Here is a 15,793-nt window from a genome sequence, read left to right as displayed (position 1 = left end):
GGCCCGCCGCCGGGAGCATCGGGGTACGATGCTCCCGGCGGGCGGCGCCAACATCCATGCACTCCGTGCTCATCGGAGTCTGGCTGCCGTCGGTTCTACAAGCTGGTAGAGGGTGTCTCGGCGTGCGAGTCGACGTCCGAGGCCAGACACCATGTCGGCGAGTCGAGCTTCGTCGATCTGCTGGCCATGACTCGCTCCCGCCGCGCGGCTGATGTTCTCGTCCATCAGAGTGCCCCCGACGTCATCGACACCGGCCCGCAGGAGCTGGCTGACGCCGGACAGGCCGATCTTGACCCAGGACGCCTGAATGTGGTCGATGAGCCCGTGGTAGACGATGCGAGCGACCGCGTGCACGAGGACGACCTCGCGCCAGGTAGGACCACGGCGGGCCTGGCGTTTGAGATAGATGGGCGCCGCCATGTGCACGAATGGCAAACCGACGAACTCGGTGAAACCGCCCGTCTCTCGCTGCAGCTCACGAGTTCGCAGCATGTGCCGCGCCCAATGCACCGGCTGCTCAACCGAGCCGAACATCATCGTGATGTTGGAACGCAATCCCACGTTATGAGCGACACGGTGGCACTCAAGCCATTCCTCTGTGCTGAGTTTGTCCGGACACAGTATCGCCCGGATATCGTCGTCGAGGATCTCGGCAGCCGTACCAGGCAACGAGCGTAGTCCGGCATCCTTCAACCGCTTCAGGTAACTCTCCAGTGGTTCGTCGAGCCTGCGCGCTCCCTCGGTCACCTCGAGTGCGGTGAAGCCATGAACATGAATCTCGGGGACCACTCGCTTCACCGCGCGGCACACCTCGATGTAGTGCTCACCATCGAAGCTGGGATGGATCCCGCCCTGCAGGCAAACCTCGGTGCAACCGAGCTCCCACGCCTCCTGAGCGCGTTCGGCTATCTCCGCCATGTCAAGCAGGTACGGTTTGCCACGCAAGTTCAACGACAACGGTCCCTTGGCGAATCCGCAGAACCGGCATTTGAACGTGCACACATTGGTGTAGTTGATATTGCGGTTGCGCACGTACGTCACAGCGTCGCCCACGGCGGTGGCGCGAAGTTCGTCAGCTACCTCGGCCACAGCCGCGACTTCAGGGCCACGCGCGGAGAGCAAGGTGACGATCTCGGCCTCACCCAGCTCCTCGCCGGCCAGAGCCGACCGTAGGGTCTCCCGAACCGCTCCCGTCACGCTCGCATCAGCGCGTCCGGGAACAAGGGCCGGAGGCGTGCCGACCGCTCCCGAATACCATGCGGTCGAGCTCCTGCCGGTCAGCTTCACCTCGGCTCCCGTGCCCACATTGTGTGCGTCCTTGTGCCGCTCAGGGAACAACGCACCGGGATCGTCCCTGCCGAGGTACGCCGCGTCCGAACGATCAAGCACCGGGAACCGCATGCCATCGGCCAGCCAGTACGGAGCGGCTTCCGCGAACTCCGGATAGACCGTCAACCGAGGCGCGAGCACCTTGCCTCGCCGTTCCGTCACCGTCCGGAGCCGTTCCAGCTCCGGCCACTCGCATTCCGGATTGACATGGTCACGCGTAACCGGGGATACACCACCCCAGTCATCGATGCCCGCGTCCAACAGGGATCCGAAGTCGTCGACCAGATTCGGCGGAGCCTGCAGGTGAACATCGGGAGGGAGGACCACGCGTGCCATCGCGATCGCACGGAGAAACTCTTCCGGCTCGCACGGCGCCGCGTTACGCATCGCGGTGTCCGGTTTTGGCACGAAGTTCTGCACGATGACTTCTTGGACGTGGCCATGGCGCCGGTGCGATTCCGCGATCGCGCGGATCGCATGCAGTCGGTCGCCGCGGGACTCTCCGATTCCGACAAGGATTCCGGTGGTGAACGGGATAGCGAGCTCGCCAGCTGCTTCCAGCGTCGCCAATCGCCGCTCCGGCCACTTGTCAGGAGCACCGCGATGAGCTGCCAGATCCCGATTGAGAGATTCCACCATCATTCCTTGGCTGGCCGACACCTCTCGCAGCCGCGCGAGCTCGTCCTTGCTCAGCGCACCCGCGTTCGCGTGCGGGAGCAACCCGGTTTCGTCACGGACCAGCTCGCACATCGCGGCTAGGTAGTCCACTGTGGAGCTATATCCATGCTTGGTTAGCCACTCCCGCGCTACCGGGTAGCGATCCTCCGGGTACTCACCCAACGTGAACAGCGCCTCGTGGCATCCTGCCTCTGCGCCTCGCATCGCGATCGACAGCACCTCATCGGGGGTCAGGTAGGGGGCGTCCGTACGCGCGGGTGACTTCGCGAAGGTGCAGTATCCACACCGATCGCGGCACAACATCGTCAGCGGTATGAACACCTTCGGCGAGTAGGTCACCCTCGTCCCGAACCGTGCGTCCCGTGTCGCGCGCGCGGCCGAAAGCAGCTCCTCAAGCGGTCCGTCGGCGAGCCGGTTCTCTTCGCACTTGTGCCGATCCATCGCGGCGCCTTCCCTTCGTCGAAGCCCACCCGGTAAAACGACGACGCACGCTGTCAGCACACCGTCACGTTCACCGCTAAACCGCCGAGCGCGGTCTCCTTGTACTTGTCGTTCATGTCCGCCCCGGTTTCGGGGACCGTCGCGATGGCCTGATCAAGGGATACCCGGTGACGGCCATCGGCGTGCATCGCCATCCGAGCCGCGGTGATGGCCTTCACGGCTGCCACGGCGTTGCGTTCGATACAGGGAATCTGCACCAGACCGCCGACCGGATCACAGGTAAGCCCGAGGTTGTGCTCCACAGCGATCTCCGCCGCGTTCTCCACCTGCTCAGGGGAGCCGCCGAGCACCTCGGTCAGCCCTGCCGCCGCCATCGCACATGCGGACCCGACCTCTGCCTGACAACCGGCTTCCGCACCGGAAATAGAGGCGCCCGACTTGAACAGCATGGCCACGGCGCCCGCGGTAAGGAGGAAGCGACGCACTCCCTCCTCATCTGCGCCGGCCACGAAGCGGCGGTAGTAATGCAGCACAGCGGGCACGATTCCCGCCGCGCCGTTCGTCGGCGCGGTGACCACCCTGCCACCCGCGGCGTTCTCCTCGTTGACCTCGAGAGCGTAAAGCATCACCCAGTCCATCCAACGCAGCCCATCATCGGCGGCGGCGGTCGACGACAGCTGTTCGTACAGGGCGGCAGCACGGCGGCGAACTCTCAGACCCTCAGGAAGCACTCCTTCGGTGGCCATTCCCGCGCGCACGCAGTCACTCATGGCGTACCAGATCTCATCCAAACCGGTTCTGATCGCGGGCAGCGCGCGCCAGGCTTGCTCGTTACCAAGCACGATGGCGCTGATCGGACGGTCGTTCTTCGACGCGAGAGCGAGGAGTTCGGCCGCTGAATCGAACGGATACGGTACAGGCTGAGACGACGACGAGTCCCGCACCGTGTCATCGACGATGAAGCCGCCGCCCACGGAGTAGTAGATCCGCTCAAGGACGACGAATTCGTCGCCATCGAACGCGGTAAAGCGCATACCGTTCGGATGCAGCGGCAGTGACTCATTCGCGCTGAGCCGTAGATCGGACTTCTCGGTGAAGCGCACCTCATGCACACCATCGAGCAGCAGTCGCTCCAGAGACCTGATACCGGCAACACGAGCTGGAATGGACTCTACGTCCACGGTCTCCGGCTGCTCACCACACAAACCGAGCAGAACCGCTGTATCGCTACCGTGTCCGCTGCCGGTCGCGCCGAGTGACCCGTATAGACACACACGTATCCGCGCGGTATCGGTCAGCTGCCCTCGCTCGCGCAGTTCGACCACGAAACGCAGGGCCGCCCGCATGGGCCCAACGGTATGCGAGCTGGACGGGCCGATCCCGATGCTGAACAGGTCGAACACGCTGAGCGACAAGACAAGATCTCCTCTGGTCGAGCCGGGCGCCATCACTGGACAGAGCCGCCAGAGGCCCGTCACCCAGTTCCTGAATCATCGCCATGGGCAACACCGGCCCCGCATGCGCCGTACGGGCATGGGGGCCGGTGTGCCGTTCGGAACCATGGCGGTCCCTATCACTCCCGGGCACGAGGCCAATCGACCACTTGGCCTACTTGCCCTTCGCCAAGTCCTCGCTTGCCCGCTCGGCTCCCTCGACCAGCGCGCGGAGTTTCATCCACGCGATCCGCGGATTCACCATCAGCACATTGACGAAAGTGCCGAACCCGCAGTCGACTCCGGCGATCATGTTCTCCTGCCCGACGAGGTTCGCGAACTGCTTGACGCGCTGCGCGATCAGTTCTGGGCGCTCGACGATCTCAGTCTTCGAGTCGACAAGGCCCGGGATGATCACCTTGCCGTCCGGCAGTTTCATGTCGGTGAACACCTCCCACTCGTGTGCGTGGGCAGGGTTGGCGGCCTCGAAGTTGATACCACACACGTTGGCCCGGAACGCGGGCTCAAGAGCATCCTGGAGCGGGATATCGTTCCGGTGCGGTCCGTTGTAGTTCGCCCAGCACAGATGCATGCGGACGCTTTCAGACGAGATGCCTTGCAGCGCGACATTCAGGGCATCGACGTGCAGATCCTGAACGGTGCGGAAGCCACGGGACTCCACCTGGTCACGCATCCAGGTGTGCATGTCGAATCCCAGCGCGAGATCGGGAGAGTCGATCTGCAACAGGAACCCGGCATCAACGATGGCGCGGTACTCCGCGTTCAACGCCTCGCCTACCGCGAGGACATACTCGTCGTAGTTCTTGTAATAGCGATTTGGCGCGCTCATGGCCAGCAGACCCGGCGAGACGGCTGGAATGAATGCCTCGGTTGCCGGCGTCCGTTCCAGCGCCGCGGTGAGGTTCGCGATGTCCCGGTTGACGTGCTCGAAGCCAGTGTACCGCAGTGGGCCGGTACACACCGGAATCTTGACTACCGTGTCCTTGTAGATCCGGTATGCGATCTCAGGAAAGTCGGCCATATCCCCAAATTGGAACACCTCGGAGGCGTCGATCTCCTCTCCGAAGCCCTCAATCCGGCTACCGGCGTACTCCAGGTATCCCGGCTTCGCTGCCTCGCCGTCGGATACGACGTCGAGTCCGCACTCGACCTGCTGCGCCACGATGTCGGCTGTCGCCTCGCGGGCTCGCTTCTCGAAGAGCTCCTGGTCCACACCTTTACCGAGCACCTGGTTCAGGAGCAGCTCGTTGAGGTCCTCTGGACGTTCGAAACTCCCGGTGTGAGTCGTCAATACTCGGTCAACGCTGCGTTTCATGACTGAAGAAAATCCTTTCACAGACAGCGACGGCGCCGCAGCAGAGGTGAGCCGTCGATACAAATACGAACCTACGTGCTGCGTTATACCCTTTTGGTCAAACTATCCCCGTGCACCAACCTGAACAATTGACCCATCGCACAGGGAACAACCCGGTTTCTTGCCATATCTGGCAATACTCGAAGGCTCACACCGAGAGGACAATCGTCCTCAAAGTATCCGATTCCGGCGGCGCGCCGGTCGAACTCCGTCTGGAGCACACCTGATGAACACCACCCCCTTGGGCGTACTTGTCATGACCACAACGCCTCCGGAGGAAGTCGGACCCACCGCGGCCCTGGTCGAGGAGCTGGGCTTCGGTGAACTCTGGGTCGCGGAGGACTACTTCATGTACGGCGGCTTCGCGGCCTCCGCTGCGGCGTTGCAGGCGACACATCGAATCTCGGTGAATCTCGGCCTGATCGCCGCGGTAGCTCGGCACCCAGCCGTGTCCGCGATGGAGATCGCCAGCCTCGCTCGCACCTACCCCGGACGCTTCGTACCTGGGATCGGCCACGGGGTTCCCGTCTGGACCGACCAGATGGGCATCACCGCGCGGTCACCGCTGAGCGCGCTCGACGAGTGCGTCAGCGGAATCAGGAAGCTGCTGCGCGGGGAGACTCTCGACGACGAAGGTAAGCAGTTCACGTTCCGCTCAGTAGCATTGGCCCACCCCGCTCCCGATGACATTCCGCTGTTGACCGGCGTTGTGGGGCCGAAGTCACTCGAGCTCTCCGGCAAGATCGCCGAAGGAACGATCGTCAGTGTTCTCGCTGGCCCTACCTACGTCAGAGCAGCACTGGAGCACATCCGGAAGGGCATGCGTGCCGCGAACCGAACCGAGCATCAGGTTCCGGTCTTCGCGCTGTCCAGCGTGGCAGAGGATGGCGCGGCAGCACGAGAGGCTGTTCGCCCCGCGCTGGCGATGTACCTAACGGCGCTTGGTCCGCACAACCCCCTGAGCGGTGCGCTCGGGTGGAACGACAAGCTCAAGGAGCTGATCGAGGGCGGCGTTGACGAGCTTGCCAAGAACATGCCCGACGAATGGGTGGAAGAGATGGCGATCGCTGGCAACCCGGACGAGGTCACTGACAAGGTTCGCAACCTGCTCGATGCCGGTGCGACCAGCGTCGTGCTCGCACCAGTCAACCCCGGTGGCGCTACCGATGAGCTCAAGCTCGTCGCCGACAAAGTCCTACCACGACTTTCCTAACGACCACCGTTGACGAGAATAGGGCCCGGCACCACACGGTGCCGGGCCCACTCATCTCACGAACGATCTACTCGATCACCGTACCGTGCGTGATGATCGCGTCGTCGACGAAGGACGCCAACTGCTCGAGAAAGCGCTCACGCCCGGGAAAATCCCCGATGTCTTTCGCGTAGGCATCCAGGTCAGAGATTTCGACAATCTCCACATAGTCACAGGGCAGCTCCGACTCGGAGAGCATTCCCTCCAGCCGAACCACACGATAGTCTTCGATCGAGCTCAACGAGCGCGCTGTCGGGTAATCCACCTCGCGGAGCCACCGCTCGTACTCGTCACGATCGCAGTCCTGCCGTAGTTTATTAAGGAAAAATACGTGTGTCGTCATCGCAGCTCAACCTCCAAGTTCGCTTAACGCCTGATTCTCAGTAGCGGTAATGATCTGGCTTGTACGGGCCGTCGACGGCGACGCCGATATAGCTGGCTTGTTCTTCCGTCAACGTCGTCAGCCTGACGCCGAGGGCGTCCAGGTGCAGTCGGGCGACCTTCTCGTCGAGATGCTTGGGCAACATGTACACGCCAACTGGGTAATCGCTCGACTTTGTGAACAGTTCGATCTGCGCGATCGTCTGGTTGGTGAAGCTGTTGGACATCACAAAGCTCGGATGCCCCGTCGCGCAGCCCAGGTTCATCAGCCTGCCTTCGGCGAGCATGATGACTGAGTGCCCGTCAGGGAAGGTCCACTCGTCCACCTGTGGCTTGATGTTCTCCCGCACGATGCCGGGAACCGCACTGAGGCCCGCGGTGTCGATCTCGTTGTCGAAGTGTCCGATGTTGCACACGATCGCCTGATGCTTCATGCGACTCATGTGATCCGCGGTGATCACGTCAAAGTTCCCCGTCGTCGTGACGAAGATGTCAGCGGCATCGACCACGTTGTCCATGGTGTCCACTTGATAACCATCCATGGCGGCCTGCAGCGCACAAATCGGGTCGATCTCTGTCACGATGACCCGCGCACCTTGGCCTCGCAGCGCGTCCGCACACCCCTTACCCACGTCACCGTAGCCACATACGACGGCGACCTTGCCCCCGATCAGCACGTCCGTAGCCCTATTGAGGCCATCGACGACCGAGTGCCGACAACCGTACTTGTTGTCGAACTTCGATTTCGTCACGGAATCATTGACGTTGATAGCGGGGAATAGCAACGAACCGGCTGTGTACATCTCATAGAGCCTGTGCACGCCGGTTGTGGTCTCTTCCGTTACACCGCGAATGTCGTTGGCGATGGTGGTCCAACGCTCGCCATCGTGACGCAACGAACGCTCGAGAAGGCCGAGGACCACCCGGTGCTCCTCGTTCTCCGCCTCGGCGGGATTCGGTATCGTACCGGCCTTTTCGTGCTCAACACCCTTATGCACCAGCATGGTCGCGTCGCCGCCGTCGTCGAGAATCATGTTCGGCCCGCCGTCCGGCCAGCACAGTGCCTTCTCGGTGCATGCCCAGTACTCTTCGAGCGTCTCGCCTTTCCAGGCGAACACCGGAACACCGCGCGGTTCGTCCGCCGTGCCGTCCGGACCGACGACGACCGCTGCCGCCGCATGGTCCTGGGTGGAGAAGATGTTGCAGCTCGCCCATCGGACCTCGGCGCCCAACGCCACCAACGTCTCGATGAGTACGGCGGTCTGGATCGTCATGTGCAGTGAACCGGTGATCCGCGCACCGCGCAATGGCTGCAGTGGCGCGTAGTCCCTCCGAGTAGCCATCAGTCCCGGCATCTCGTGCTCGGCGAGCCGGATCTCCTTACGACCGAAGTCAGCGAGCCCGATATCGGCAATCTCATAATCAAATGTCATCGCAATACACTCTCCTCGGCGATTATGGGCAGGTCAGGACGGAGCGTTCGACAAGGCGCTGCTTGACGAGCTCCGCGGATTCAGCACCAAACGTGACGTGCAACCGGTCAAGCATGTCGGCGGTCTCAGCGCTGTACTCCTGTGTCCCGACGACTTCGAGCGCGAGGGTCGCCATGGTGGCGCCGAGCTGGGCGGAGACGTCATCGTCGAACTCCCAGGCGATACCGGCGATGAACCCAGCCCGGAAGGCATCGCCTGCGCCTGTCGGCTCGGCGAGCGTCCTGGGTGGTACGGCAGGCCCGAAAACGGCAGGCTGTTCGCTGCGCGATATCGTGGCGCCGTCTTCGCCGTGCGTGATCACCCACGCGCCCACCCGTGCCAGTACCTCACTGATTGTCCAACCGGACTTCTGTTTGAGCAGCATCGACTCGTACTCGTTGGTGAACAGATAGGTCGCTCCGTTGACGAGCTCCCGGACCATCGCGCCATCGGCGCGAGCGAGTTGCTGCGACGGGTCAGCGATGAAGGGAATACCCATGTCTCGGCACTGCTGGGTATGCCGCACCATCGCATCGGGGTCGTTGGGGCTGATCACGACCAGATCGAGGCCGCCAGCCCTATCCGCGATGTATGACAGATCGATCTCGCGGGCCTCGGTCATAGCACCTGGATAGAAGGAGGCGATCTGATTCTGTGCATTGTCGGTCGTACATACGAATCGGGCCGTGTGACTCGTCGAGGAGATCAGGACATCACTGGTGTCCACACCCCAGCGATCGAGCCACGCCGCGTACTCGGCGAAGTCCTCACCGGCGGCCCCGACAAGCCTGGGTCGCAGACCGAGCTGACCGAGTCCGAAGGCGATATTGGCGGCGACGCCACCCCGCCGAACCTCGAGTTCGTCGATGAGGAACGACAACGATATCTGGTCGAGATGGTCGGCCATCAGCTGATCACTGAACGAACCGGGAAAGGTCATGAGATGATCAGTGGCGATGGAGCCGGTGAGGGCAATCTTCATGACTGGGTGACTCCTTCCTGTACAGGCTCAGGGGAAACAGCGGACTCTTCGCGGACCGCGGTGGTGTCGGACGGCGGAGTGACGCCGGACAGTTCGCTGCGAACGATCGCTGTGCCTTCAGCCATCGCGCGCAACTTGGCGCGGGCGACGTCCCCCGGCAGGTGCCTGAGCCCGCAGTCGGGGTTGATCGTCATGCGTTCGGGCGAAACCGCACGTAGTGCCCTGCGGATTCGGCGCGCCACCGTTTCCGCAGTCTCAACCTCGTCGCTCTTGACGTCGATGACGCCGACGCCGACACCGCGGTCCCAGCCGGACCGCGCGAGGAGATCAAGATCCTCATACCCTCGGCGGGCGAATTCGAGCACGAGCTGGTCAACCTGTGCGTCCATCACCGCGGGAAACAGGAAGTCGTAATGTCCTTCCCAACTCGGACGCGCATATCGATTGCCATAGCAGATGTGAAGCGCCCATGATGCGTCGACACCGTCAACCACGGTGTTGATGCCGTCGATCGCCGTGCTCACCTGGTCCCGATAACCACACAGCAGCGGTTCGTCGAGCTGCAACACGGTCGCACCCGCCGCAACCAGGCGTTTGGCTTCAGCATTCAACAGCTCGGCCAAGGCACGAACCAAATCGGCCGAGTCCGCGTAGGCTTCGTTACGCAGCTTGCGCGACAGCGAGAACGGGCCGGTGAAGGAGAACTTCACGGGATGGTCAGTGTTGTCCCGGACCAACTGGTAGTCGGCGGTAAGACTGAGCGGGAACCGCGAACTCGTTGGTAACTGCTGCCGGACGACTGCGTCGTAGTAATCGTACGAGTTCGACTTGCCAGTGTCCGGGATATCGATTCCAGGAAGCCTCACCAGCAGATAGTCAATGTCGTTGTCCCTGGTCAGCTCGCCACCAGAGACGACGTCAATACCCGCCCGTTCCTGATCCTTCAGTGCTGCTTTGGTCACTACTTCGTGGATATCGTCGAGGTAGTGTTTGCTGATCTTGCGTTGGTAGTAGTCGGTCTTGGCGCCCTCGAGCCACTCGGGAACCGAGTAGGAACCGACCACCGTGGTCGGCAGCAGCGGTAGCGGCGACGCGCCCTGCAGCGGTGTCATGTCACTCCCTCACATGCGCGGTCAGCGTGGTGATGTTGGTCCCTTCGCGGTGCCGGAAGGGCGAGTAGTTGACTTCGAAGCCACGCCGGTTCCCGATGTATTGCACGAGTGCGCCATTGACCCAGTTGACGATCGAGCCGTCGTACTTGCCTGGCCCGCAGAAATGGGAGTCGTACCGCCGTGCGTCCGTGACGAACAGGTCATGACAGTGCAGGCGGCCGTACGGATGCAGCAACCGCAGCGTTTCGACGAAGCTCGCCACCGCACCGTTGCTCACCTGCATTCGAAGGTCACCGCGATCCTCGAGAATTGGGCGCAATGCCTCGCCCGTCACCGACGGACAAATCTGATACAGGTCAAGCCCTTCCAGCGGAACGTAACGCTCCTCGAGGCGCAGCCACGACCACGCCTCCTGCCAGAAGCGAACAGCGGAAGGTACGTCAGGGAGCTGACCGAGAAGCGCCTCGGCGAGCAGTTCAGGCCCGAGGCGAAGTAGCTTTCCGACCACAGCGCCTACCTGATCGGGCGAACTGGACAGCATCTCAGCGAGCGCAAGGGTTCCCTCACGGGGCACATATGCCCGCACTTCGACCCGGTAGGTACGCCCCGATATCGACGCTACCTCGTCCGTTGGCAGATTGTCATAGACATTGGATATGTAGACAAGGAATGCTTTGTGCCGCAAGAATCCTAACGAAGCGGTGGGATCAGTGGCATCGACAACGATCGAACTGACCTGCCCTGAATGCTCGGCGACAGCGTCTTGGGCGAGCTTCAGAACATGCGGCGAGTAGTCACCCATGATGTAGTGCAACCGCTGGTAGTAATCGACACCCCGGATCAGCGCGAGCTCACGGAACTCGTCCAGCCAGGTCTTGGCCTGACCGCCGTTGCCGACGCCGAGTTCCACCACATAAAGCTGCTCAGGCAGCGACGACAACCTAGCCAGCTCATCCCAGGTGTCGAACAACTCAAGGATCAATTCGCGCGCAGCGTCCTGATTGCGACCATCGCTGCTACCACCCGGAAGTGCTTGCTCGTAGTCTTTTCCTGACACTTCCTCCCAGCGACCCAACGCCTGCCAGTACAGCGAATTGAACTCCCAGATGCAGCTGTCCTTCCCCGCGGTCCACGGTTCGAGATAGGTGCGATCGGCAGAACCTGGATGGTGAAACTCCCGAAGCGCCGTAGCCGTCGCCGCACTCAGGTCGGTTCCCGCGCAGCGTCGCAGATCGACTGCCGCTTCCAGCCCCATTTCGGACGACGCGTTGCCCATAATCGGACGGATGTCAATGACATCACGGAAATTGTGCTTGTACTGGACCCAGTCACACACCACGCGCAAGCGGGACAGATCCACGGTGTCCTGGCCAAGCGCCTCGACGATGGGGCCGAGCGCAGCGCTGACGTCGACCGGGGATGATCCCCGCAACCGTCTCGTCGGACGAACATCAACCAACATGACCGCTCCTTTGCCTGAAATCACTACCGTCGTTCGCCGACCGAGGTGGGCGGATGCCCGCACGCTCGATGACCTCGGGAATCACGTGCTCCCTGCCGAAGGCCATCAGGTGCACTCCGGCGACCCCTGGGATCTCCCGCAACCGCTGGATCGTCTCAACGCACAGTCGGATGCCTTCCTCAGCGAAATGACTTTCGTCGACCCGGCTCAGCCGCTCCGCCACCGCGTCTGGAATCGATAGCCCGGGTACTTTGGTACGCATATGCTTCAATGCCCGCGGATTACCGATGGGCCCGACACCCGCGAGGACCGCGATTCGCTCGTGCAGCCCAAGCTCCCGCACGTCGGCCATCCATCGCTCGAAACACGCGACATCGAAGACGAACTGTGTCTGCACGAACTGCGCCCCAGCCGCTACCTTCTTGCCGAGCCGGCGGGCTCGGAAGTCAGCAGGAGGAGCACACGGATTCTCCACTCCGCCGAGGAACAACCGCGGCGGCGAGTCGAGGAGCCGTCCGGAGTGCAAACGCTGGTGATCACGCATCGTTCGCGCGACCCACAGCATCTGCACGCTGTCGACGTCGAATACCGGCTTTGCCTCCGGATGATCCCCAAACTTGGGATGGTCGCCCGTTATAAGTAAGACATTCGGAATTCCCAAGGCGGCCGCCGAAAGCAAGTCGGACTGAATCGCGATCCGGTTGCGATCCCGCGCGGAGATTTGCATGACCGGTTCGACTCCCTGAGCCAATGCGAGCACGCTGCCTGCCATACTCGACAACCGCACTACAGCGCTCTGGTTATCTGTGATGTTGACGGCATCGACCCAACCACGGAGCGTGCGCACCGCTGCGCTGAGAGCCGCGGGGTCGGCGCCACGAGGCGGACCGACTTCCGCTGTGACGACGAACCGGTCCGATCGCACCGCCTCTTCCAGCGCCGATCCACTCATCATCGACCACTCGTCGCCGTGATGGTGCGGGGATGCAAGGTGGCTTCCCTGGTCAAGCCGTCATGATCAGTCCAGAGAGCGTCATCCCTGCCTTGCCAGTAATTCACCCACGAGCTCTCGCCCCAGCGGCGGTGGTCGATCGGACGTTGCAGTTGACAGACATCGTCCAGCCGATCCGCCGATTGGGCTCGCTCGACGGCGGTCACCCAAACGCAACGCTGATCCGGATACACCTCACACGCACCGGACGACGACACACCACCGCACGGGCCATTGCGCAGTTGTTTAGGGCAGCTCATCGGACATGCGTACCCGGTCGCGGGTAGTGCGCACTGACCGCACATCTGACACCCAAACGACCGCTCTTTCACCGACTCCTCGGCGCGCGCGAATCCGGTATACAGTGTCTGGGATCGTTCAAGGCGCCGAGCCACCCACCGATAGACTGGGTTGGGCTCAAGGAATCGATGTAGCCGATATAGCACGCGCGCGGACAGCGATGGGCTGGTCGGCACGGGGCGTTTGCGTTGACGCACGGCAACTCCTCACATCCAAGGTGGTGGTTCAGTTCGGCGCTGCCGCTTCAAGCGGAGAATCGAGACCCGCTTCCTTCCGCAGAAGTTCAGCCTTGTCGGTGCGCTCCCAGGCCACGTCGAGATCATCGCGACCGAAATGGCCGTAGGCCGCTGTCTCGACGAATCCAGGCTTATGGAGCTCGAGATACTCTCGGAACGCGGCAGGCCGCAAGTCGAAGTACTTGTCGACGAGTTCACGAATGACCGACCGCTCCACCTTCTCCGTACCGAACGTATCGATCAGCAGCGAGAGTGGGCGGGCGACTCCGATGGCGTATGCCACCTGGATCTCGACGCGGTCAGCGAGCCCAGCGGCAACCACATTCTTGGCGATGTAGCGCGCGGCGTAGGCGGCAGAACGGTCTACTTTGGACGCGTCCTTTCCGGAGAACGCGCCGCCGCCGTGCCGCGCGAAGCCGCCGTAGGTATCCACGATGATCTTCCGCCCGGTCAGCCCGGCATCGCCAACCGGGCCACCGATGACAAAGCGACCGGTCGGATTGACGAAGAAGTTCTCACTCAACTCGTTCGGTTCATACAGCTCGGCAGGAAGAACCGGCACAACGACATGACGCCACAGGTCCTCCCGAAGCGACTCTTCGGCCCCAGGATCATGTTGCGTTGACACGAGTACCTTCTCCACGTTCACCGGCACTCCGTCGCGATACCGCACGGTGACCTGCGTCTTACCGTCCGGGCGCAGGTAGTCGAGAATGCCCAGCTTCCGGACCGCGGCCAGCCTGCGAGAGAGCCGGTGTGCCAGCGCGATCGGCATCGGCATCAACTCATCGGTCTCCCGGGTGGCGTAACCGAACATCATTCCCTGGTCACCGGCCCCCGCGCTGTCATAAGGATCCGTCGGGACCTGCTGTTCACGCACTTCTTGACCGGTGTCGACGCCTTGAGCGATGTCCGTTGATTGCTTGTCCAGCTCAACGATCACCCGGCACGAGTCGGCATCGAAACCAAGTTCTTCCCGGTCGTAGCCGATGGACCTGATGGTCTCGCGTACTCGTTCTTCGAAGTCCAATGACGCGTCGGTGGTGATCTCACCAGCCAACATCACCAGACCGGTCGTCACCAACGTCTCGCACGCCACCCTCGATGTCGGATCCTGCTCGAGTGCGGCATCGAGAATGGCATCGGAAATCTGATCGGCCATCTTGTCTGGATGGCCCTCGGTCACCGACTCCGATGTGAACAGAAACTCGTCGGTAGGGTATTGGTTACTAGTCATTCTATCCGTCCAAACTGCATTTCGCTGTGCTGTTACTGCGAACCGGCATCGAGCCCGCAGCTATTTCGACCTGTTTCGGATGACGCCGATCGGCGAGGACCCCGGTCAATCGGTGAAGGTGACGGTGCTATTGCCGTGGACTATCACGCGGTCTTGCACGTGCCATGACACCGCTGTAGCGAGTACGGATCGTTCCAAATGGCGCCCTCGGCGTCGCAACTCCGCCACGCTTTGACGGTGGTCGATGCGGATCACGTCCTGGTCGATAATCGGACCCGCATCCAACTCCGACGTCACGTAGTGCGCTGTGGCACCGATAATCTTGACCCCACGTTCCTTCGCCGCACGATACGGATTCGCGCCAGCGAAGGCAGGCAGGAGGCCGTGGTGAATATTGATGATCCGATTCGGAAAGTACTCGACAAACCGCGGTGAAAGCACCTGCATATAGCGGGCGAGCACCACGAAATCGACATTTCCCGACAGGAGATCGAGTTGCTTGTCCTCCGCAGCGACCTTAGTATCCGGTGTCACTGGTATATAGTGATAAGGAATACCAAGCCCCTCCACGGTTGCTTGGTGGTGTGGATGGTTCGAGATAACCATCGACACATCGGCCAGAAAATCCCCAGATTGCCATCTCCAGAGCAGTTCATTCAGAGCGTGGTCCTCCCGCGACACCATAATGGCCATCCGCTTGACGTCGGCCGCTGGAATGACCCTCCAGCGCAACCCATATGATTTGGCGTAATGCTCAAGAGCGAGCTCTAGCTCGGGAAGAACACGCCGCAAGCCAGGTAGCTGGAACTCGATACGGAGGAAGAACATGCCTTCATCTGTTCCAGTACTGAACTGCTGAGAATCAACGATGTTCCCCCCGAATTGAGCCAGACACCCGGTCAGCGTCGATACGATACGTGGCCGATCCGCACCTGAAACGATGAGACGAGCGGTATCGTCGAGTTCGCCGGAGATGTTTCCGCCCCGCGCACACTCCACGACACCGGACTCGGCAGTCATAATCATCGTGGATCACCTTCACTCCACCCGCTGAACTGGGCGATGTCGCCGTGGCGGAATATACGTACGGGCTGCTTTCCTGTCTTTGCTAC

Annotated in this window: 13 protein-coding genes; 1 reads left to right on the top strand and 12 read right to left on the bottom strand. The window is 61.9% G+C overall.

Annotated elements, in window-relative coordinates; translation table 11 throughout:
- Positions 1-69 precede the first annotated feature (69 nt).
- The 3 genes from AMYHA_RS08055 to AMYHA_RS08045 all read right to left on the bottom strand — a co-directional run bounded on the left by AMYHA_RS08055 (position 70) and on the right by AMYHA_RS08045 (position 5,217).
- The gene (locus tag AMYHA_RS08055) at positions 70-2,508 is read right to left on the bottom strand and encodes a bifunctional FO biosynthesis protein CofGH (RefSeq protein WP_269189739.1); all 2,439 of its coding nucleotides are present in this window, start codon (positions 2,506-2,508) and stop codon (positions 70-72) included.
- On the bottom strand, positions 2,502-3,863 hold the full coding sequence (locus tag AMYHA_RS08050) for an L-serine ammonia-lyase (protein ID WP_034269579.1): 1,362 nt from the start codon (positions 3,861-3,863) through the stop codon (positions 2,502-2,504). Before AMYHA_RS08050 ends, AMYHA_RS08055 begins: the two co-directional genes overlap by 7 nt.
- Positions 3,864-4,056: 193 nt before the next feature.
- Complete coding sequence (locus AMYHA_RS08045; RefSeq protein ID WP_034269577.1) at positions 4,057-5,217, bottom strand: cobalamin-independent methionine synthase II family protein; 1,161 nt, start codon at positions 5,215-5,217, stop codon at positions 4,057-4,059.
- Between the two features lie 295 nt (positions 5,218-5,512).
- Here AMYHA_RS08045 and AMYHA_RS08040 point away from each other — a divergent pair, with 295 nt between their 5' ends.
- Positions 5,513-6,469: an LLM class flavin-dependent oxidoreductase gene (locus AMYHA_RS08040; protein WP_231104656.1), complete on the top strand. Its 957-nt coding sequence runs from the start codon at positions 5,513-5,515 to the stop codon at positions 6,467-6,469.
- Between the two features lie 67 nt (positions 6,470-6,536).
- Here the strand turns inward: AMYHA_RS08040 and AMYHA_RS08035 are convergent, their stop codons facing one another.
- From AMYHA_RS08035 to purU, 9 genes are all read right to left on the bottom strand, one after another.
- Positions 6,537-6,851, bottom strand: a complete 315-nt coding sequence (locus tag AMYHA_RS08035; protein WP_034269573.1) for a hypothetical protein — start codon at positions 6,849-6,851, stop codon at positions 6,537-6,539.
- A 37-nt stretch (positions 6,852-6,888) separates the two neighbouring features.
- Positions 6,889-8,322 carry an adenosylhomocysteinase gene (gene ahcY / locus AMYHA_RS08030; protein ID WP_034269570.1) on the bottom strand — a complete coding sequence of 478 codons (1,434 nt, stop codon included), beginning with the start codon at positions 8,320-8,322 and terminating at the stop codon, positions 6,889-6,891.
- Between the two features lie 22 nt (positions 8,323-8,344).
- Positions 8,345-9,343, bottom strand: coding sequence for a carbohydrate kinase family protein (locus AMYHA_RS08025; RefSeq protein ID WP_034269567.1), 999 nt, complete (start codon positions 9,341-9,343; stop codon positions 8,345-8,347).
- Entirely contained in the window at positions 9,340-10,455 is a 1,116-nt protein-coding gene (locus AMYHA_RS08020) for a uroporphyrinogen decarboxylase/cobalamine-independent methonine synthase family protein (protein WP_034269564.1), read from the bottom strand. The genes AMYHA_RS08025 and AMYHA_RS08020 overlap by 4 nt, the downstream gene beginning before the upstream one ends.
- Position 10,456: 1 nt before the next feature.
- Entirely contained in the window at positions 10,457-11,917 is a 1,461-nt protein-coding gene (locus AMYHA_RS08015; protein WP_157361930.1) for a hypothetical protein, read from the bottom strand.
- Complete coding sequence (locus tag AMYHA_RS08010) at positions 11,907-12,869, bottom strand: methylenetetrahydrofolate reductase (RefSeq protein WP_196776861.1); 963 nt, start codon at positions 12,867-12,869, stop codon at positions 11,907-11,909. The genes AMYHA_RS08015 and AMYHA_RS08010 overlap by 11 nt, the downstream gene beginning before the upstream one ends.
- The gene (locus AMYHA_RS28360; RefSeq protein ID WP_407919904.1) at positions 12,869-13,303 is read right to left on the bottom strand and encodes a methylenetetrahydrofolate reductase C-terminal domain-containing protein; all 435 of its coding nucleotides are present in this window, start codon (positions 13,301-13,303) and stop codon (positions 12,869-12,871) included. Before AMYHA_RS28360 ends, AMYHA_RS08010 begins: the two co-directional genes overlap by 1 nt.
- A gap of 130 nt (positions 13,304-13,433) precedes the next feature.
- Positions 13,434-14,681 carry a methionine adenosyltransferase gene (gene metK, locus AMYHA_RS08005; protein ID WP_034269560.1) on the bottom strand — a complete coding sequence of 416 codons (1,248 nt, stop codon included), beginning with the start codon at positions 14,679-14,681 and terminating at the stop codon, positions 13,434-13,436.
- Between the two features lie 105 nt (positions 14,682-14,786).
- Entirely contained in the window at positions 14,787-15,707 is a 921-nt protein-coding gene (purU, locus tag AMYHA_RS08000; protein ID WP_330759511.1) for a formyltetrahydrofolate deformylase, read from the bottom strand.
- Positions 15,708-15,793 lie beyond the last annotated feature (86 nt).

Origin of the sequence: Haloechinothrix halophila YIM 93223 (genome assembly GCF_000504245.1) — a bacterium.
Lineage (GTDB): Bacteria > Actinomycetota > Actinomycetes > Mycobacteriales > Pseudonocardiaceae > Haloechinothrix_A > Haloechinothrix_A halophila.
This window is presented reverse-complemented; position numbering and strand designations above follow the sequence as displayed.